This window comes from Bradyrhizobium cytisi (assembly GCF_008123515.1).
In the GTDB taxonomy this organism is placed as follows: domain Bacteria; phylum Pseudomonadota; class Alphaproteobacteria; order Rhizobiales; family Xanthobacteraceae; genus Bradyrhizobium; species Bradyrhizobium cytisi.
Map to the genome: position 1 here is coordinate 1 of NZ_VSSR01000025.1, position 18778 is coordinate 18778.

The 18778-nt window shown below is 64.8% G+C and carries 14 protein-coding genes; 8 read left to right on the forward strand and 6 right to left on the reverse strand.

Features of this window, described 5'->3' with window-relative positions; translation table 11 throughout:
- Positions 1–207 precede the first annotated feature (207 nt).
- A complete protein-coding gene (locus FXB38_RS16775) occupies positions 208–1101 on the reverse strand; it encodes a LysR family transcriptional regulator (RefSeq protein ID WP_148751975.1) in 894 nt (297 codons plus the stop codon).
- A 224-nt stretch (positions 1102–1325) separates the two neighbouring features.
- On the opposite strand from FXB38_RS16775, the gene FXB38_RS16780 reads away from it, so the two are divergent.
- From FXB38_RS16780 to FXB38_RS16800, 5 genes are read left to right on the forward strand one after another with little or no spacing between them, the layout of a single operon-like run.
- Positions 1326–1826: a formate dehydrogenase subunit gamma gene (locus FXB38_RS16780; protein WP_148751976.1), complete on the forward strand. Its 501-nt coding sequence runs from the start codon at positions 1326–1328 to the stop codon at positions 1824–1826.
- The gene (locus FXB38_RS16785) at positions 1823–3379 is read left to right on the forward strand and encodes a formate dehydrogenase beta subunit (RefSeq protein WP_148751977.1); all 1557 of its coding nucleotides are present in this window, start codon (positions 1823–1825) and stop codon (positions 3377–3379) included. Before FXB38_RS16780 ends, FXB38_RS16785 begins: the two co-directional genes overlap by 4 nt.
- Positions 3380–3389: 10 nt before the next feature.
- Complete coding sequence (fdhF, locus tag FXB38_RS16790; protein WP_148751978.1) at positions 3390–6263, forward strand: formate dehydrogenase subunit alpha; 2874 nt, start codon at positions 3390–3392, stop codon at positions 6261–6263.
- 4 nt (positions 6264–6267) lie between these two features.
- Entirely contained in the window at positions 6268–7098 is an 831-nt protein-coding gene (fdhD, locus tag FXB38_RS16795; RefSeq protein ID WP_148751979.1) for a formate dehydrogenase accessory sulfurtransferase FdhD, read from the forward strand.
- Positions 7085–7318, forward strand: a complete 234-nt coding sequence (locus tag FXB38_RS16800; protein ID WP_187434933.1) for a formate dehydrogenase subunit delta — start codon at positions 7085–7087, stop codon at positions 7316–7318. The genes fdhD and FXB38_RS16800 overlap by 14 nt, the downstream gene beginning before the upstream one ends.
- A gap of 56 nt (positions 7319–7374) precedes the next feature.
- On the opposite strand, the gene FXB38_RS16805 is transcribed toward FXB38_RS16800, so the two are convergent.
- The gene (locus FXB38_RS16805) at positions 7375–7938 is read right to left on the reverse strand and encodes a TetR/AcrR family transcriptional regulator (RefSeq protein WP_148751981.1); all 564 of its coding nucleotides are present in this window, start codon (positions 7936–7938) and stop codon (positions 7375–7377) included.
- A 108-nt stretch (positions 7939–8046) separates the two neighbouring features.
- Here FXB38_RS16805 and FXB38_RS16810 point away from each other — a divergent pair, with 108 nt between their 5' ends.
- The 3 genes from FXB38_RS16810 to FXB38_RS16820 all read left to right on the forward strand — a co-directional run bounded on the left by FXB38_RS16810 (position 8047) and on the right by FXB38_RS16820 (position 11092).
- The gene (locus FXB38_RS16810) at positions 8047–8835 is read left to right on the forward strand and encodes an SDR family NAD(P)-dependent oxidoreductase (RefSeq protein WP_148751982.1); all 789 of its coding nucleotides are present in this window, start codon (positions 8047–8049) and stop codon (positions 8833–8835) included.
- A 58-nt stretch (positions 8836–8893) separates the two neighbouring features.
- Complete coding sequence (locus FXB38_RS16815; RefSeq protein WP_148751983.1) at positions 8894–9988, forward strand: alkene reductase; 1095 nt, start codon at positions 8894–8896, stop codon at positions 9986–9988.
- 102 nt (positions 9989–10090) lie between these two features.
- The gene (locus FXB38_RS16820; protein WP_148751984.1) at positions 10091–11092 is read left to right on the forward strand and encodes an NADP-dependent oxidoreductase; all 1002 of its coding nucleotides are present in this window, start codon (positions 10091–10093) and stop codon (positions 11090–11092) included.
- Positions 11093–11121: 29 nt separating this feature from the next.
- Here the strand turns inward: FXB38_RS16820 and FXB38_RS16825 are convergent, their stop codons facing one another.
- The 4 genes from FXB38_RS16825 to FXB38_RS16840 form a co-directional block, all read right to left on the reverse strand.
- Positions 11122–14097 carry a bifunctional [glutamine synthetase] adenylyltransferase/[glutamine synthetase]-adenylyl-L-tyrosine phosphorylase gene (locus FXB38_RS16825; protein WP_148751985.1) on the reverse strand — a complete coding sequence of 992 codons (2976 nt, stop codon included), beginning with the start codon at positions 14095–14097 and terminating at the stop codon, positions 11122–11124.
- Positions 14094–15554, reverse strand: coding sequence for a sensor histidine kinase (locus FXB38_RS16830; RefSeq protein ID WP_148751986.1), 1461 nt, complete (start codon positions 15552–15554; stop codon positions 14094–14096). Before FXB38_RS16830 ends, FXB38_RS16825 begins: the two co-directional genes overlap by 4 nt.
- 378 nt (positions 15555–15932) lie before the next feature.
- Positions 15933–18158, reverse strand: coding sequence for a carboxypeptidase-like regulatory domain-containing protein (locus FXB38_RS16835; protein WP_148751987.1), 2226 nt, complete (start codon positions 18156–18158; stop codon positions 15933–15935).
- Positions 18159–18166: 8 nt separating this feature from the next.
- Positions 18167–18559, reverse strand: a complete 393-nt coding sequence (locus FXB38_RS16840; protein ID WP_187434934.1) for a c-type cytochrome — start codon at positions 18557–18559, stop codon at positions 18167–18169.
- Positions 18560–18778 lie beyond the last annotated feature (219 nt).

Genomic DNA, 18778 nt, shown 5'->3' on the forward strand with positions numbered 1-18778 from the left:
TGATCGGCTAACGCTCTAGCGCATGGCGGGAAGCTCGCCTGCGGCTATCCTTCGAGACGCCCGCCTTTGGCGGGCCCTCAGGATGAGGGCAGAGTACGCGGCAGCAGCTTGAACGAATACCGATACAACGGAGCCTCATCCTGAGGAGACCGCGAAGCGGTCGTCTCGAAGGACGAGGCGCTTGCTCAGCCCCGTCCGCTTTTGTCCTTACGCTTGCAGCGTCGGCGCCACCTCGCGCGCGACATTGACCAGCGCCGCGATCAGCGGCGTCATCGGATCGCGCTGCGGGATCACGAGACCGATGCTGTAATTGACCTCGGGATCGGTGATCGGGATCGAGCGGACCTTGTCGGAGAGGCCGAGCGTCTCGGCGAGCTTGGCCGGCATCACGCTCGCCCAGCGCCCGGTCTTGACGTGCGTGTACAGCACCAGCAGCGAGTTCGATGTCAGTGTCGGCGTCGCCTCCGCGCCGACCGAGCGCAGCGCGCGGTCGATGATGCGGCGGTTCTGCATGTCGGGCGTCAGCAGGCACAGCGGCACCTGGCCGACCTCGGTCCAGGTCACCGACTCCCGGTCGCCGAACATCGCATCCGGCGCGGTCAGGAGCCGATAGCTCTCGTTAAACAGCGGAATGGTGCGCACCTTTCCGATCGGCTCGTTCTCGATATAGGTCAGCCCCGCATCGACCTCGAGATTTTCGAGCAATCCCAGCACCTCGGACGAGGTGGTGGACTGAATGCGGAAGCGCACCTCGGGATGCTTGGCGCGGAACGGCGTGGTCAGCGCGGCGACCATGCCAAGCACGGTCGGGATCGCCGCGATGCGGATCTCACCGGAGAGCTTGTCCTTCAGCGAGTTGATCTCCTGGCGCATCGCACGGGCATCGCCCACGATCCGCCGCGCCCAGTCCAGCGCCCGCTCGCCTTCGGGAGTGAAACCCTGGAACCGGGAGCCGCGCTGGACCAGCATGACGCCGAGAATTTCCTCGAGCTGCTTCAGCCCGGTCGACATGGTCGGCTGGGTCACGCCGCAGGCCTCCGCAGCGCGTCCGAAATGCCGCTCCTTCGCCAGCGCCAGCAGCAGTTCAAGCTTGTCGAGCAACCGGTCGCCCCCTCGGATTCTGTCGTGGCATACAAGCTAGCACGCCCCACCCTTGCCAACACGTAAAAACCCGCCGGCGGAGCGGCCGCGATCGCATTTTCATATCGGTCGATTGGGCTCGTCAATCGATCTGAATTCGCAATCGCAGCATGAGACAGCTTTATTGATCTTCGAACGATTCCAAATAGTTTGCGACCCAGGGACGCTCTGGTTGAGAACGAAAAATGACAGCGGTTTTTGAGCCTTCTTACGAGCCTTCTTACGAGCCTTGGAACGAGACGCGCGGCGCCGAAATCATCGCCGAACACGCCGGGCAGGAAGGCGCGACGCTCGTGATTCTGCACGCGCTTCAGGAGGCGTTTGGCTATGTGCCGGAGGCGGCGATTCCCATGGTGGCGCAGGCGCTGAACCTCTCGCGCGCCGAAGTGCATGGCGTCTTCACCTTCTACCATGACTTCCGCCACAAGCCGGCCGGCCGCCGTGTGCTGAAGCTGTGCCGCGCCGAGGCCTGCCAGGCCGCCGGTGGCGATGCGCTGGCTGCGCGCGCCGAAGCAAAGCTTGGCGTCTCGCTCGGCAGCACGACTGCGGATGATCGCGTCACGCTGGAGCCGATCTATTGCCTCGGATTGTGCGCGACCGCGCCGTCCGCGATGCTCGATGGCCGCCTCGTCGGCCGGCTCGACGAGAAGCGCATCGACGCGCTGGTCGCGGAGGCGCAGCGATGAACATGCGGATCTTCATTCCTCGCGATGCCGCCGCGGTTGCCGTCGGCGCCGATGAAATTGCGGTCGCCTTCGAGCAGGTCGCGGCCAAGCACGGCCTGCCGGTCGAGATCACCAGGACCGGCTCCCGCGGGCTCTGCTGGCTGGAGCCGATGGTCGAGGTGGCGACCGCCAAAGGCAGGGTCGCATATGGCCCGGTCAGCGCGGAGGACGTCGCCTCCGTGTTCGAGTCGATGGCGAGCAACGGACCGCACGCGCTGCGGCTCGGCGTCGCAGACGAAATTCCCTGGCTCAAGCGCCAGACCCGCCTCACCTTCGCTCGCTGCGGCGTGATCGATCCGCGCTCGCTCGAGGACTATCGCGCCCATGGCGGTTACAAGGGGCTGGAGCGCGCGCTCTCGCTCGGCTCGGATGCGATCCTGGCCGAAGTCACCGCATGCGGCCTGCGCGGCCGCGGCGGCGCCGGCTTCCCCACCGGCATCAAGTGGAAGACGGTCGCGCAAGCCAGCGCGAACCGCAAATTCATCGTCTGCAACGCCGACGAAGGCGACAGCGGCACTTTCGCCGACCGCATGATCATGGAAGGCGATCCTTTCCTCGTCATCGAGGGCATGGCCACCGCCGGCATCACCGTCGGCGCGACCAAGGGCTACATCTACATCCGCAGCGAATATCCGCACGCGGTCGAGGCAATGAATGCTGCCATCGTCGCGGCGAGGCGCGGCGGCTATCTCGGCGACAGGATTGGCGGCTCGACCCACAGCTTCGATATGGAGGTGCGCGTCGGCGCCGGCGCCTACGTTTGCGGCGAGGAAACCTCGCTGCTTGAGAGCCTCGAAGGCCGCCGCGGCCTGGTGCGCGCAAAACCGCCGCTGCCGGCGCATCACGGCCTGTTCGGCAAGCCGACCGTCATCAACAACGTGCTTTCGTTCGCGGCCATCCCCTTCATCCTCGCCGAGGGCGCCAAGGCGTACGCCGATTTCGGCATGGGCCGCTCGCGCGGCACGATGCCGATCCAGCTTGCCGGCAACATCCGCCAGGGCGGGCTGTTCGAGACGGCGTTCGGCGTGACGCTCGGCGAGCTCGTCGACGACATCGGCGGCGGCACGTTCACCGGCCGCCCGGTTCGCGCCGTGCAGGTCGGCGGTCCACTCGGCGCCTATTTCCCCCGCGCCCTGTTCGACACCCCGTTCGACTACGAAGCCTTCGCCGCGCGCGACGGCCTGATCGGCCATGGCGGCATCGTCGTGTTCGACGACAGCGTCGACATGCGCAAGCAGGCCCGTTTCGCCATGGAGTTCTGCGCCATTGAATCCTGTGGCAAGTGCACGCCGTGCCGGATCGGCTCGACCCGCGGCGTCGAGACGATCGAGAAGATCATCAACGGCGAGCGGGTAGGCGAAAACCTCGCGCTCGTCGAAGACCTCTGCAACACCATGAAATTCGGCTCGCTCTGCGCACTCGGCGGCTTCACGCCCTACCCCGTGCTCAGTGCATTGAAGCATTTCCGGGAGGATTTCATCCCGGCCCCGACCACGCTTCAGGCCGCGGAATAGGAGAACGACGATGTCTCTGATCGAAGAAATCGACTACGGCACACCGCGCTCCAAATCGGAAACGATGGTCACGCTGACCATCGACGGCAACCAGGTCACGGTGCCCGAGGGCACCTCGATCATGCGGGCCGCGATGGATGCCGGCCACCAGATCCCAAAACTTTGCGCGACCGACATGGTCGATGCGTTCGGCTCCTGCCGTCTCTGCGTCGTCGAGATCGAGGGCCGCGCCGGCACGCCGGCGTCCTGCACCACGCCGGTGATGCCCGGCCTGGTCGTCCACACCCAAAGCCAGCGGCTGAAAAAGCTCCGCAAGGGCGTGATGGAGCTCTATATCTCCGATCATCCGCTCGACTGCCTCACATGCGGCGCCAACGGCGATTGCGAGTTGCAGGACATGGCCGGCGCCGTGGGCTTGCGCGACGTCCGCTACGGCTATGAGGGCGAGAACCACGTCTTCGCCAAATCCCATGGTGAGATCAACGCCGCCTGGATGCCGAAGGACGAGTCCAATCCCTATTTCACCTACGATCCTTCCAAGTGCATCGTCTGCTCGCGCTGCGTCCGCGCCTGCGAGGAAGTGCAAGGCACCTTCGCTCTGACGATCTCCGGCCGCGGCTTCGACAGCCGCGTCTCGCCCGGCATGAGCGAGAGTTTTCTCGGCTCCGAATGCGTCTCCTGCGGCGCCTGCGTGCAGGCCTGCCCGACCGCGACGCTGACCGAAAAGTCCGTGATCGAGATCGGCCAGCCCGAGCACTCCGTCGTCACCACCTGCGCCTATTGCGGCGTCGGCTGCACCTTCAAGGCCGAGATGCGCGGCGAGGAAGTCGTGCGCATGGTGCCCTACAAGGACGGCAAGGCCAATCGTGGCCATTCCTGCGTCAAGGGCCGCTTCGCCTGGGGCTATACCAATCACAAGGAGCGCATCCTCAATCCGATGATCCGCGAGCGGATCGAGGATCCCTGGCGTGAAGTGTCCTGGGATGAAGCGTTCTCGTTCGCCGCAGCCAGGATGCGCGGCATCCAGACGAAATACGGCCGCGACGCCATCGGCGGCATCACCTCGTCCCGCTGCACCAACGAAGAAACCTATCTGGTGCAGAAGCTGATCCGCGCTGGCTTCGGCAACAACAATGTCGACACCTGCGCGCGCGTCTGTCACTCCCCGACCGGCTATGGTCTGTCGGTCACGTTCGGCACCTCCGCCGGCACGCAGGATTTCGACTCGGTCGAGAATACCGACGTCGCCATGATCATCGGCGCCAACCCGGCCTCGGCTCACCCCGTCTTCGCCTCCCGCCTGAAGAAGCGGCTGCGCCAGGGCGCGAGGCTGATCGTGATCGATCCGCGCCGCACCGAGATGGTGGAATCGCCGCATGTGAAGGCGCTGCATCTGCCGCTGATGCCCGGCACCAACGTCGCCGTCGTGACGGCGCTGGCGCATGTCATCGTCACCGAGGGCCTCGCCAACGAAGCCTTCGTGCGCGAGCGCTGCGACTGGGCCGAGTTCGAGGAATGGGCCGCCTTCGTGGCCCAGCCCAAGCACAGCCCGGAAGCGACCGCCATTCTCACCGGCGTCGATCCGAAGACCTTGCGCGAAGCAGCTCGCATCTACGCCACCGGCGGCAATGGCGCGATCTATTACGGGCTCGGCGTCACCGAGCACAGCCAGGGTTCGACCACGGTGATCGCCATTGCCAATCTAGCGATGGCGACCGGCAATATCGGCCGTCCCGGCGTCGGGGTAAACCCGTTGCGCGGCCAGAACAACGTGCAGGGCTCCTGCGACATGGGCTCGTTCCCGCACGAGCTGCCCGGCTACCGTCACATCTCCGGTGATGCCGTGCGCGACCAGTTCGAGGCGCTCTGGAACGTCAAGCTCAATCCGGAGCCGGGCCTGCGCATCCCGAACATGTTCGACGCCGCCATCGAAGGCACGTTCATGGGGCTCTACGTGCAGGGCGAAGACATCCTGCAATCCGATCCCAACACCAAGCATGTGGTGGCGGCGCTGTCCGCGATGGAATGCGTCATCGTCCACGACCTCTTCCTCAACGAGACCGCGAACTACGCCCACGTCTTCCTCCCCGGCTCGAGCTTCCTCGAGAAGGACGGTACCTTCACCAATGCCGAACGCCGCATCCAGCGCGTTCGCAAGGTGATGTCGCCGAAGAACGGCATGGCCGACTGGGAGGTCACCATCGCGCTCGCCAAGGCGATGGGATTCGAGATGAACTATAGCCATCCTTCGGAGATCATGGATGAGATCGCCGCGCTGACGCCGACCTTTGCCGGCGTCTCCTACGCCAAGCTGGACGAGCTCGGCTCGGTGCAGTGGCCCTGCAACGAGAAGGCGCCGGAGGGTACGCCGGTGATGCATATCGGCGGCTTCGTCCGTGGCAAGGGCAAGTTCGTCGTCACCGAGTATGTCGCGACCGACGAGCGCACCGGTCCGCGCTTCCCGCTGCTGCTCACGACGGGCCGCATCCTCAGCCAGTACAATGTCGGCGCGCAGACAAGGCGCACCGAGAACGTGGTCTGGCATGCCGAAGACCGGCTGGAGATCCATCCGCACGACGCCGAGCAGCGCGGCGTGCGCGACGGCGACTGGGTGCGGTTGCAGAGCCGCGCCGGCGAGACCACGCTGCGCGCGGAGCTCACCGACCGCGTCGCGCCCGGCGTCGTCTACACCACGTTCCACCACCCGGACACGCAGGCCAACGTGATCACGACCGAGTATTCGGACTGGGCCACCAACTGCCCCGAATACAAGGTCACGGCGGTGCAGATCTCGCCGTCGAACGGCCCGTCCGACTGGCAGAAGTCCTACGACGAGCAGGCGCGGCATTCCCGCCGCATCGCGCCGGCCGAGGCCGCGGAGTAACCGCATGCACGTGCCGGTCCAGGCCATTGACCGCGAGATCTGGCGCGATGGCACCGCGTCCGAAGGGGCGCGGCTGATCCCCGAGGAGACGCCGCTGGCGCTGAGCTATAATGGCGGCACCTATGCCGTCATGATGGGGACGCCGCAGAACCTCGAGGATTTTGCCGTCGGCTTCAGCCTGGACGAAGGCATCATCAAATCGGTCGACGACATCAAGTCGCTCGATGTAGTCCGCCTCGACGACGGTATCGAGCTGCGCATGTGGCTCGAGCAGGACAACGCCGCGCGCATCAGCGAGCGCCGGCGACACATCGCAGGTCCGACCGGCTGCGGCATCTGCGGCATCGATTCGATCGCCGAGGCCGTGCGCCCGGCCGCTGTGGTGCCGCAGGGACAGACCTTTACGCCGCAGCAGATCATGACGGCGATGCAGGCGATCGCCCCCCTGCAATCGATCAACATGCAGACCCGGGCGGTCCACGCCGCGGCCTTCTGGTCGCCATCGAACGGCATCGTGGCGCTGCGCGAAGACGTCGGCCGGCACAACGCCCTCGACAAGCTCGCCGGTTCGCTGGCGCGCAGCCGCACGGGCGCAAGCGCCGGCATGGTGCTGCTGACGAGCCGCGTATCGGTCGAGATGGTGCAGAAGACAGCCGCCATCGGCGCGCCGGTGATGGTCGCGGTCTCCGCACCGACCGCGCTTGCGGTGCGCACCGCCGCGGCCGCTGGCATCACGCTGATTGCAATTGCCCGCAACGACGGGTTTGAAGTGTTTACGCACCAGGGCCGCGTCACGGCTCATCGTGCTCCGGAGATTATCGATGTCGTCGCCTGATCGTCTCGTCTACATGGCCAACCAGATCGGCACGTTCTTCCGCAGCCAGGGCCACGACAAGGCCGTGCCGGGGATCGCCGACCACATCAAGAAGTTCTGGGATCCCCGGATGAAGCGCGCGATCTTCGCGCATCTCGACGCCGGCGGCGCAGGCCTCGAGCCGCACGTGCTCGAGGCCCTCACCTCACTCAAGCAGGCCAGGCCGACCGAGATCGGGTGAACAGCGGCCGGCCCGGTTTGCGATCGGAAGGGACGAGTCGCTCGGCGCCATAGCAATCATGTAGCGGACGCCTGGTCGATCCCGGCATCAACCCAGGCACGTGTCTGCTCCAGCACCTCATCCGAAAGCGCGGGATCGTCGATCGCCCGGGCGAGGATCACCGCGCCCACCATCGCCGCCCAGCTTCCGATCGCCACGCGGCGTTTGTCTGCCGCATCAACCTTCGGGAGCGCCTCGCCGATACGGTCGATCTGCGATCGAAGGCCTTGCGTCATGGCCGCGCGTGTAGCCGGACTCTGATGGCGAATGGCGGCAGCAAGGCCCGCGGTCGGGCAACCACCGGCGGCGTTGTCGCGATGACGGGGCGCAAGATAATCGTCCACATAAGCGCGAAAATCGCCCCCTCCGTCCGCGTCGAGGGCGAGAACATGGGCAAGAGTCTGCGCGATCAGGTCGTCCTTTGAGGCGAAATGGCCATAGAAGCCGCCGTGGGTGAGCCCGGCGGCTTTCATCACCTCCGCCACGCTGACCGCGTCGAAGCCCTTATCGCGAAATAGTCGGCTGGCAACCTCCAGAATCCGGCGACGATTCTCCGACATCTGTTCTCGACTGACCTTCATTTCAAAATTCTCCGACGGCCCCGTTGACATTTACATGATGGTTATCATATTTAGCTGCAATCATGACGGTCGTCATGAATATATTCCATTCGAGAAAAGAGCAATGCCATGACCGTCGTTCCGTCCGTTCTCGTCACCGGCGCCTCCACCGGCATCGGAGCCGCCTATGCCGAACGCTTCGCGCGCCGCGGGCACGACCTCGTGCTGGTTGCCCGTGACAGGGCGCGAATGGAGGCTCTGGCGGCCCGTCTGCGTCAGGAAAATGGCGTGGCGATCGACATCATCCAGGCCGATCTTACACAGCCTGCCGAGCTCGCCACGGTCGAGGCGAGGCTGCGCAATGACGCCCGCATCGGAATCCTCATCAACAATGCCGGAACGGCGATCGGCGGAAGCTTTATCGAGCAGAGCACGGATGACGTGGCGCGGCTCGTTGCGCTCAACACGACCGCACTTCTGCGGCTTGCCAGCGCCATGGCCCCGCGTCTTGCGAAGGCAGGCGAAGGAGCGATCGTCAACATCGGCTCCGTGGTCGGCCTGGCGCCGGAGTTCGGCATGACGGTCTACGGCGCAACCAAAGCCTTCGTGCTGTTTCTCTCGCAGGGGCTAAGCCTCGAGCTCGCGCCGAAGGGTGTGTACGTCCAAGCCGTGCTTCCCGCCACGACGCGGACCGAGATCTGGGGCCACGTCGGCGCCGACGTCAACACGCTTTCCAACGTCATGGAGGTGAACGATCTGGTTGATGCGGCGCTGGTCGGGTTCGACCGCCGCGAACCGGTGACGATCCCGCCGCTTCCGGATGCCGGGCAGTGGGACGCGCTTCAGGCCGCACGTCAGGCAATGCTCCCGAACTATCGGAACGAACGTCCCGCCGAGCGGTACCGCACGCTCGCCTGAGCACAGCGAAACATTTCGATAACAACCCCGCCGCGGCGGCGACAAACGAAAGTGATCGATGACGAGCAAAACGCTATTTGAGCCTTATCTTCTCGGCTCGCTGACCCTTTCCAATCGGATCGTCATGGCGCCGCTGACGCGCAATCGCGCTGGGCCGGGCTTCGTTCCGGGCACTCTCGCCGCCGAGTATTACGGCCAGCGCGCGTCGGCGGGCCTGCTGATTTCCGAGGCCACGCAGGTCTCGCAGCAGGGACAGGGCTACCAGGACACGCCCGGCATCTACTCCCAGGCTCAGATCGACGGCTGGCGCAAGGTCACGACCGCCGTTCACGCCAAGGGAGGGCGGATTTTCCTCCAGCTCTGGCATGTCGGCCGCGTATCGCACGTCGACCTGCAAGACAACGGTGCCGCGCCCGTGGCCCCCTCGCCGATCCGCGCGCGCACCAAGACGTTCGTCCACAACGCCTTCGTTGACGTCTCAGAGCCTCGTGCGCTGACGCTCGAGGAGCTTCCGGGGATCGTGAGCGATTTCCGGCAAGCGGCAGCGAACGCCATTGCGGCCGGCTTCGACGGCGTCGAAATTCACGGCGCCAATGGCTATTTGCTCGACCAGTTCGCCAAGGACGGTGCCAATGTCCGCACCGATGCCTATGGCGGATCGGTCGAGAACCGCGCCCGGCTGATGCTGGAGGTTACGGCTGCGGTCGTCGAGGAGATCGGCGCCGGACGCACCGGAATCCGGATCTCGCCCGTATCGCCCGCCAATGGCGTTTCGAGCAGTGATCCTCAGGCCCAGTTCGACTACATCGTCGATCAACTCAACGCCTTGGGCATCGTCTACATCCATGTCGTCGAGGGCGCCACAGGCGGATCGCGCGATGTCGCACCGTTCGACTTCGGATCGCTGCGTCGGCGGTTCAAGAATACATATGTTGCAAACAACGGTTACAACCTCGAACTCGCAGCTTCGCGCCTCTCCGAGAGCAAGGCGGACCTGTTCGCCTTCGGCCGACCCTTCATAGCCAATCCCGACCTCGTGGACAGACTGAAGACCAGCGCGACGCTGGCGGAGTTCAATCCGGCGACGCTCTATGGCGGTGGCTCGGCCGGCTATACCGACTATCCCACCCTCGCAGCCGCAAGCCGCCCCTGACCCCTGAGGGGCCGCGCGCGGCAGCGGCCCGATCCTGTTATGTGCGACAATGGTTCTCCCGCCAACGCATGGCGGTCGTGAGAGCTCGGAGAACGGACCATCATGAAGGCCTTCATCCTCGATAAATACAAGAAGCGCGGTGCCCTGCGCTTCGGCGACATGCCAGAGCCGACGTTGCAGGACGACGACGTTCTGATCGAGATCCACGCGGCCGGGCTCAACGTTCTGGACTCCAAGATCCGGGATGGGGAATTCAAGCTCATCCTGCCCTATCGCCCGCCCTTCGCCCTGGGACACGACGTGGCCGGAACCGTGGTTCGGGTCGGATCGAAAGTTCGGCGCTTCAAGCCAGGCGACGAGGTCTACGCCCGGCCGCGTGATGGCCGGATCGGGACGTTCGCGGAGTACATCGCCGTCAATGAAATCGATGCGGCTCTGAAACCGAAAAACCTCAGCATGGAGGAAGCGGCTTCCATCCCCCTTGTAGGTCTGACCGCCTGGCAGGCGCTGGTCGAGCGGGCCGGATTGAAGAAGGGGCAGAAGGTTCTGATTCATGCCGGCTCGGGCGGCGTAGGCACCCTCGCCATCCAGCTGGCGAAGCATCTCGGCGCAACCGTCGCGACGACGACGAGCACGGCGAACCTCGAACTGGTCAGGAGCCTCGGCGCCGACGTCGCCATCGATTACACGAAGCAGGAGTTCGAGAAGGTCCTGTCCGGCTACGACGTGGCACTGAACAGCCTGGGCGGCGACACGCTGCAAAAGTCGCTGAGCGTGTTGGGGCCGGGCGGCAAATTGATTTCCATCTCCGGCCCCCCGGACCCCAATTTCGCCAGGGAACAAGGACTGAACTGGTTCCTGCAACAAGTCACGCGCCTTCTGAGTTTCGGCATCCGAAGCAAGGCCAAGCGCCGTGGCGTCAGCTATTCGTTCCTGTTCATGCGCGCGAACGGCGATCAGCTGGGCCAGATCGCTTCGCTGATCGAAGCCGGGATCATTCGCCCGGTCGTTGACCGGATCTTCCCGTTCGAAGCGACCAGCGAGGCCTTGGCTTACGTCGAGACGGGACGCTCCAGAGGCAAGGTCGTCGTCAAGATCCGGTAGGCGAGGAGCGTGACCATGCCCCTACGATCCTACGGCCTGGTTGCTTCCAACAGCGCGCTGAACACCCGCCGCACCTCGCCCTGCGTCTCCTTGACGCGCGCCTCCAGCGACGAGAAATCCGGCGCATCGCCGGCGCGCGCCATCACGCGCTGCAGGTCGGTGCCCGCCGTTTCCGGCTTGAAGCGATCACTGACGCAAAGCCGCAGAATCTGCGTCAGATCGTGATAGAGCCGCGCCGCGGCGCGCAGGATCTCAGCTTCCGATTGCGGCAGCACGCCGAGCCTGGCGGCGTTCTCCAGCACCTGTACCGTGCTGACGTCGAGAATGTCCGGCTTGTCGTGGGCATGAACGAGCTGGAGATATTGCGCGATGAAGTCGATATCGACCATGCCGCCGGCGGCATATTTCAGGTCCCAATAATCGGTCTCGCCCTTTTCCTGCGCGATCGCGCGGCGCATGTCGGCGACGTCGTTGGCGATGATTGCGGAATCGCGGCGGCGGGTCAGGACGTCGCGAATGATGCTCTCGATCCGCACGGTGAATTCGGGCGATGCCGAGACCACGCGCGCACGCGTCAACGCCATGTGCTCCCAGGTCCAGGCCTCGTTGGCCTGATAGTCCGCGAAGGAGACGAGACTTGATGCGACCGGGCCGGCGCGTCCCGACGGCCGCAGCCGCATGTCGATCTCGTAGAGCACGCCGTAATTGGTGCGGGTGGTGAAGGCGCTGATCAGGCGCTGGGTGAAGCGGGCGAAGTAATGCGCGCCCTGCAGCGACTTCCGGCCGTCGGAGTCCGGATTGTCGCTGTCGAAATCGTAGAGCAGGATCAGGTCGAGATCCGAAGACGCCGTCATCTCGCGGCTGCCGAGCCGGCCCATGGCGATGATCGCTGTCTCCTGCCCTTCGATGCGCCCATGCTGGTCGGCGAAGCGCTCGGCGACAAGGCCATGCACGGTGTCGACGATGCCCTCGGCAACGTCGGCGAAGGCAGTGCTCGCCTGCTGTGCCGAGACGGTCCCGGAGAGGATGCGCGTGCCGATCAGGAACAGGCTCTCCTGCCCGAACAGGCGCAGGCGGTCCAGAAACTCCTCGTAGGAGCCCGCGTCCTGCACCGTGGTCGCAAGCCGCGCCGACAATTCCTGCTTGTCCGGCATCGCGCCGAAGAAACGCGGATCGATCAGGCCGTCCATCAGCTGCGGCTGCCGCGCCAGCATCTCGCCAAGCCGGGGCGCCGCGCCAAGCACGAGTGCCACGAGCGCAACGAGATCGCGGTTCTGGCCGAGCAGCGTGATCAGACGGCCGCCGCGCTGGAGCGCCTGGAGGAACTGGTCGAACGCGACGACGGCGCGATCCGGCCCCTCGGCATGCGCGAGGCCGTCGATCAGAGCCGGCACGAACTCGACGAAGGCGTTTCGCGTCTGCTCGTTACGGAAGACGCGGTAGTCGCCGGTGAGCCAGTCGCAGACGGTCTGCGCCACGGCAGCGGGCTTCTTGAATCCGAGCGTCGTCAGGTGCTGAAGCAGGCGCGGATCGTCGGGACCGGCGCGATAATCGATCGCGGGCAGGCTTGCCGTGCCGGTCGGGTCGTCGCCCTCGAACAGTTTTTCGTAATGTCCCTGGACGATCTCGAGCTGGCGCAGCAGGTCGCGCGCGAAGGTCTCGCGGCTGTCATAGCCGAAGAACCAGGCGAAGCGTTGCACCGCCTCCCTGTCCTCGGGCAGTGCATGGGTCTGCTCGTCCGCGATCATCTGGAGACGATGCTCGACCCGGCGCAGGAATTCGTAGGCCGTGGTCAGCTCGTCGCGTGCATCGAAGGTGATCCAATTTCTATCAGCGAGCACATTGAGCGCGGCGAGCGTCGGCCGCACCCGCAATTCCGGATGGCGGCCGCCTGCGATCAGCTGCTGGGTCTGCGCGAAGAATTCGATCTCGCGGATGCCGCCACGGCCCACCTTGACGTTGTGCCCCTCGACCGCGATCTCGCTCTGGCCGCGATAGGTCTGCATCTGCCGCTTCATGTCGTGCACGTCGGCAAGTGCTGCGAAATCGAGATGCTTGCGCCACACAAAGGGGGATATCTCGGCGAGCAGCGCTTCGCCCGCCCTCGCGTCGCCGGCGCAGGCATGAGCCTTGATCATTGCGGCGCGCTCCCAGGTGCGCCCTTCCCGCTCATAGTAATGCAACGCGGCGTCGCGTGAGATCGCAACTTGCGTCGAGGAGGGATCGGGCCGCAGCCGCAGATCGACACGGAAGACGTAGCCGTCATAGGTGCGCTGCTGGAGAATGCGCGCCATGCCCTGCGTCACCCGGACGAAGAACGGCTGTGGCTCGATATCCGGCGCAAGTGTCGTCGCATCCGGATCGAAGAACACGATGAGATCGATGTCGCTGGAATAGTTCAGTTCGCCCGCGCCCATCTTGCCCATCGCGAGCACGATCAGGCCGCAGCCGACCTCCGGCGCCTCGGGATCGGACGGCACGAGCTTGCCGCGTGCGGCTTCCTGTCGCAGCAAATACTGCAGCGCCGCCTGCACCGAGGACACCGCGACTTCGGTCAGCGCGGCCGTCACCCGCATCACCGGCCAGACTCCGCCGATGTCGCACAACGCGATCAGGAGCGCTGCCTCCGCCTTCATGCGACGAAGCAGCCGCATCACCTCGGCTTCGTCCGGGGCGGCGAGCACCGCGCCTCTCGCCTCGGCGATCAGCGCAGCGAAATGCGCATCCGGTTCGCATTCGAGCAGCCGGATCAGGCGGAGCGGATCGGCGCGGACCAGATCGAACAGATAAGGCGAGAATTCCGCGACACCGGCGAGGATAGTCCGGGCAAAGGGATGGACCAGCAGCGCTTCAACACGGGTCGATTGCGCCGGCTCGAGCGCGGCCAGCCAATCTTCAAAACGACGTTCGTCGGTTGTGGAAGCGGCAATATGGGGAGCCTCCGCGAAGCGCGCGGCCAGGCTCTCACCATGCTTGTCCGCGTTTCCCGGCGCGGAGTGGTTCATGCCACCTTCTGTGGCACATCCGGTATTGGAGGGGCAACCCTGTCGCTGGCGCCCGCACGCGCCGGAAGCACCAGCGTGGCAATGAGGCCAGGCTGGGCATCGCCCAGCCGCAATTCGCCGCCATGCAATGTGGCAACGGCGGACGCGAGGCTGAGGCCGAGGCCGGAGCCCGGCACGGTGCGGCTCGCCTCCAGCCGCACGAATCGCTCGACGACGTGCTTGCGGTCGGCCTCGGGAATTCCCGGGCCGCGGTCGGTGACGCTGAGCAGCACCTGGTCGCCCTCGCGCTTCGCCTCGATCGTGATCTGACGGGCGTCCATGCTGACCACGGGTCCGGCCGCCTGCGCCGCCGGCTTGCCGTATTTGATCGCGTTCTCGACGAGATTGGCGAGCGCCTGGCTGATCAATTCGCGATTGCCGTGAATGGTCGCGGCCTGCGCCTTGACCTTCAAGGTCATGCCGCCGTCCTCGGCCAGTGGCTCGTACAGCTCGTGGATGCCGTTAGCGACATCGGCGGCGTCGAAATCATCCATATTGCCGCGGGCCTGACCGGACTCGGCGCGCGCGATCATCAGCAGCGCGTTGAAGGTGCGGATCAAGCCGTCGGATTCCTCGATCGTCCGCTCCAGCGCGGCCCGATAGTCGGCCTCGCTCCCCGATTTCGCCAGCGCCTCCTCGGCACGGTTGCGCAGCCGCGTCAGCGGCGTCTTGAGGTCATGGGCAATGTTGTCGGAGACTTCTTTCAGCCCCGCCATCAGCGCCTCGATCCGCTCCAGCATGGCATTGAGGTTTTCGGCGAGGCGGTCGAGCTCATCGCCACTGCGCCCGACGGGCAGGCGCTCGCTGAGATCGCCGATCATGATGCGATGGGCCGTGCCGGACATCGCGTCGATGCGCGTCAGCACCCTGCGCGCGACGAAAACGCCGCCGCCGAGGCCAAGCACCACCACGATCAGCACCGACCATTGCGCCGCCTTGGCGACGATGCCGAACAGCCGCCGTCGCTCGTCGAGATCCCGGCCGATCAGGAGGCGGAAGCCGTTCTCCAACTCGGTAACGCGCACCAGCGCGCGATGATCGTGTTCGTTGGCGTCCTCGATCCGCCTGTAGGCCGTCTCCGACCAGCCGCGCGTTGCCATCACGCCCGGCGCCAGCGAGCCGACATTGCCGGCAACCGCCTGCCCGGTCGGCGTGGTCACGAGGTAGAGATTGGCGCCCGGCCGCAGCGCGCGATATTCGATCGCGCGCACGAGACCGAACAGGCCGCGGCGCCCGTAGATCTCGTTGATTTCCGAGGTCTCGGCATTCACCGTCTGCGTGATCTCTTCGGTGATCAAACGCCGCGTGTTCCAGGCAAAATAGCCGAGCAGCGAGGCCGCAAAAATCGCAAACAGGAACAGGTAGACCAGCGTTAGCCGGAATGCCGTGGTGCGGATAAGTTTACCGAATGCCGTCACGGATCATGTACCGATTTCGAGGTGGGTGTGGGATGTCACGGCCTATCGTCCGCTATCGAGACCATCGAGTACACCCAATGCCTTCTCTCCATTCTGCATCGTCCTTTATCACCGCCTATCGTCGCGGCGCGAGCTCACATTCTGGACAATTGCCCGGGCTGGCAGATGGGTACGCTGACATGAAAGCCTAAGGCTTTGTTAAATCCCGCAAAACTTAAATCTTGGCCATGTGGCGACCACAACGATGGACCGTGGCTTCTTGCTGCCGGTTGTCGGGCACGGCGGCACCCGTCCAGCGGCGGCCGCGCCACAACCTCGCGGTCGAGCGCCTACGCACCACAGCTACCGCTATCAAGGTGGGTTTCGCCGGGGCCGATCCTAGTGAGCTACGGGATCCGGACGCAGCTGAAACTGGACGACCAACGGACTGGATCGCGTGGCCTCCGTCGCGCCTGGCGCGCCGGGATGGGGTGCGTCAGTCCCCTCAATATGAACTGGGGTGCGGTTGCCGGACGTCACCCACAACCCACGGCCTTTCCAGCCCGCGGTGGGATCATCGATCCGCCCGTCGATCTGCTTGGCAAAGAACCCCATCGGATAGGGAACGCGCAGCTCGACGAAGCGGCCATTCACCAGCGCATGCAGTGAATCGGACTGGTTGCCGGTTGCGATCGGGGTATTGGCACCTAGCCCGAGGATGTCATGCTGATCGACCCAAAGATAATACGGGTTCTCTGCCGCAGCCGTATCGCCCTGTAGCGGCGGTCCCGGCAACGGATAGAAGCTCCAGCCTTCGGGGCATCTGTCACCCTGCTCCGCTCCGGGACCGTTCAGCGGGCCTTTGCATTTGCGGCGATCGAAGCTGCCGATATGGCCGCTGTCGAGCGGGACCCACACGACGCCGTCACGATCAACATCCATGCCGCGGATGCCATAGCCGGGTAGTGGCACTCTGTAGACCTCGGATAATGCGGTGTCGGGCGGATTTGACCCAGGATCGACGCGAATGATGTAGCCAGGATGCGGGAGGCTCGAGCCCCAGATCGAACCGTCCAGCGGGCTTGCCGAGATGCCGTACAGACCGAGCGGAATGCGCGTATCCTTGCTTGCATCGATCGGCTGGCCGGGCTCGTTGTAGCCTTCGTCGCGCCTGCCATTGCCGTTGGTGTCGACAACGAGCGCCGTCCAGCCCTGCGCGGCCGCCGCGTCGCCATCCGACCAAAACCTCCTGGTATTCACCCATCCGACGACTGCGTTCCTTCCTTGCGTGTTGTTGCTGAACCAAAGCGTATTCGCTTCATCCTCGGCAAAATTGAGATGCTGGGTGCCGAAACAGGTATCGATGAATGTGAACTTCCCGGTGCGAGGATCGTAGACCGTCACTTGCCGCGAGTTCTGGCTGAATCCCTCCGGCCTCGCCGTGAGCGGATAGAGCTGGGCTGAACGAAGCGGCGAGTCTTTGCCGCAATAGACGGGCACTTCCGCCGGCGATCGCGTTTGGGCCGTGAAATAGATCCGGCCATCCCGGTCCATCGCTGGCGAATGGGCATTGACCTGGCTGTCCCATACTTGCTCGCGCCCGAAGTAGGGCGAAGATGCAAATACCGGGTTGGCCAATGCCGAGCTCGGAGTGCTCTCGGGCTCGCGGACCGGCACGTCGACGACGCTCTTGACGTCGTGCACGGGATCGAGCACCGGCATCGTATTGCTGCTGAGCTCGGTCGCACCATAAAGCGGGCCGTTCGCATTCACGGTCGGCTGCCGCTTGTCGGTTGCCGCGAGGTCATGCAGGTAGTGCTTCGGATCGAGCCAGTCGCGTATCGTGACGACGAGATTGCGCTCGATGCCCATCGGCCGCGACGGTGCAGTCCTTGGAAGCTCGCCGGCCTTGATGCGATCGGTCCAGTCCGCAAGCGCGGCGAGGTGACCGCCATCCGGCGTCAACAGGCGGCCCATCGTGCGCACCATGGTTGTCCCGCCGGGCCCCGATTGCAGTCGTCGCGCCCACGCCGCGACACTCGGAAGATGATCGAACTCGGGCGGGACGGTGCGTGTGGCATAATTCCCGATCTGATGACAATTGCCGCAACCGTTGGTCTTGATGACGTCGAGCCATTGATCGCGAGTCTTGAATTCACTGGGAATGCCGTTGCCATTGGCGCCGGTGCCGGGAAATTTGTCCGGGCCGGGCGGCTTGAGCAGCGAGAACCAATAGATCGCGGGATAGTATTGTGCCGCCGCTGCACGATCCGGCGCAATCACCGCATCCAGCTTCAACCGTTGGCCTCGCTCGCCGCCGACCTTCGGCGAGTCGACAAGACCATAGCCGCGGCTCCAGACCTGGTAGTGCGCGGCCGGAAGATCGGGAATGACGAAGCGTCCCGCATCATCTGTCACAACGACCTTCGCGAAACGCGTGCCGAGATCCTGGGTCTCGGCGATCACCCAGACCCCGCCTTCCGGTCCGTCCGCGCTTCGGACAGTGCCGCCGATGTCGTGAGCACCGATATCGACCGACAACGTCTGCTGTGCAGATGCAATTGGCAGGCGCGCAAACGCAAATACCAGCGCCAATGCCGCGATCGGGCCAATCCGTGGTGCCATGGACGCCTCTATTTCTGACTCGCCACGTAGGCAATGAGATCGTCCAGCTGCGAGTCCGCGATCCCCTGAAACACCGACATCCTGTTGCCGGGAATCATGAGGTTCGGCGCAATGACGAAGGAGGCAATCTCATCGGCCCCCCAGGTCCAGCTCGCCGCAGCGAGAAATTCCGGCGAATATTTGTATCCTGGTGCGGTCCCGGCCTTGCGCCCCGCGATCCCAAACAGATTCGGCCCAAAACGATTTGGCTCGCCTTTGCCGATGGTGTGACACAGCGCGCATTCGCGACTGAAGATCACGGCGCCTTTCACCGGGTCGCCGGCCGCGCAAGCAGGGTCGATAGCAATGCCGACCGCCGCCGCTGCCAGCACAAGACGGCGCGCAACCGCGAACAACTGCACGGAGCGGCTCCCTGTTCGAATTCCGGCGACAACACGCCTCGACAGCCTCGGTTCCTACTGACCACATCAGCCTCGAAACCTTCAACATCCGGTGATGCGAGACGTGGTGGATGAAACCGGCCGGCCCGGCCAGCCGTTTCTGGGCAGCGGCGAGGTCGGCCAGGGACCAGCAGCGGCTTCGATCGCGAATGCGATTGCAAATGCCACCGGCAAGCGCCT

Excerpts from the sequence above, each read along its gene's own strand:
- FXB38_RS16780 (WP_148751976.1), top strand. The coding sequence starts at position 1,326 with ATGACAGCGGTTTTTGAGCCTTCTTACGAGCCTTCTTACGAGCCTTGG.
- FXB38_RS16785 (WP_148751977.1), top strand. The coding sequence starts at position 1,823 with ATGAACATGCGGATCTTCATTCCTCGCGATGCCGCCGCGGTTGCCGTC.
- fdhF (WP_148751978.1), top strand. The coding sequence starts at position 3,390 with ATGTCTCTGATCGAAGAAATCGACTACGGCACACCGCGCTCCAAATCG.
- fdhD (WP_148751979.1), top strand. The coding sequence starts at position 6,268 with ATGCACGTGCCGGTCCAGGCCATTGACCGCGAGATCTGGCGCGATGGC.
- FXB38_RS16800 (WP_187434933.1), top strand. The coding sequence starts at position 7,085 with ATGTCGTCGCCTGATCGTCTCGTCTACATGGCCAACCAGATCGGCACG.
- FXB38_RS16805 (WP_148751981.1), bottom strand. The coding sequence starts at position 7,938 with ATGAAGGTCAGTCGAGAACAGATGTCGGAGAATCGTCGCCGGATTCTG.
- FXB38_RS16810 (WP_148751982.1), top strand. The coding sequence starts at position 8,047 with ATGACCGTCGTTCCGTCCGTTCTCGTCACCGGCGCCTCCACCGGCATC.
- FXB38_RS16815 (WP_148751983.1), top strand. The coding sequence starts at position 8,894 with ATGACGAGCAAAACGCTATTTGAGCCTTATCTTCTCGGCTCGCTGACC.
- FXB38_RS16820 (WP_148751984.1), top strand. The coding sequence starts at position 10,091 with ATGAAGGCCTTCATCCTCGATAAATACAAGAAGCGCGGTGCCCTGCGC.
- FXB38_RS16825 (WP_148751985.1), bottom strand. The coding sequence starts at position 14,097 with ATGAACCACTCCGCGCCGGGAAACGCGGACAAGCATGGTGAGAGCCTG.
- FXB38_RS16835 (WP_148751987.1), bottom strand. The coding sequence starts at position 18,158 with ATGGCACCACGGATTGGCCCGATCGCGGCATTGGCGCTGGTATTTGCG.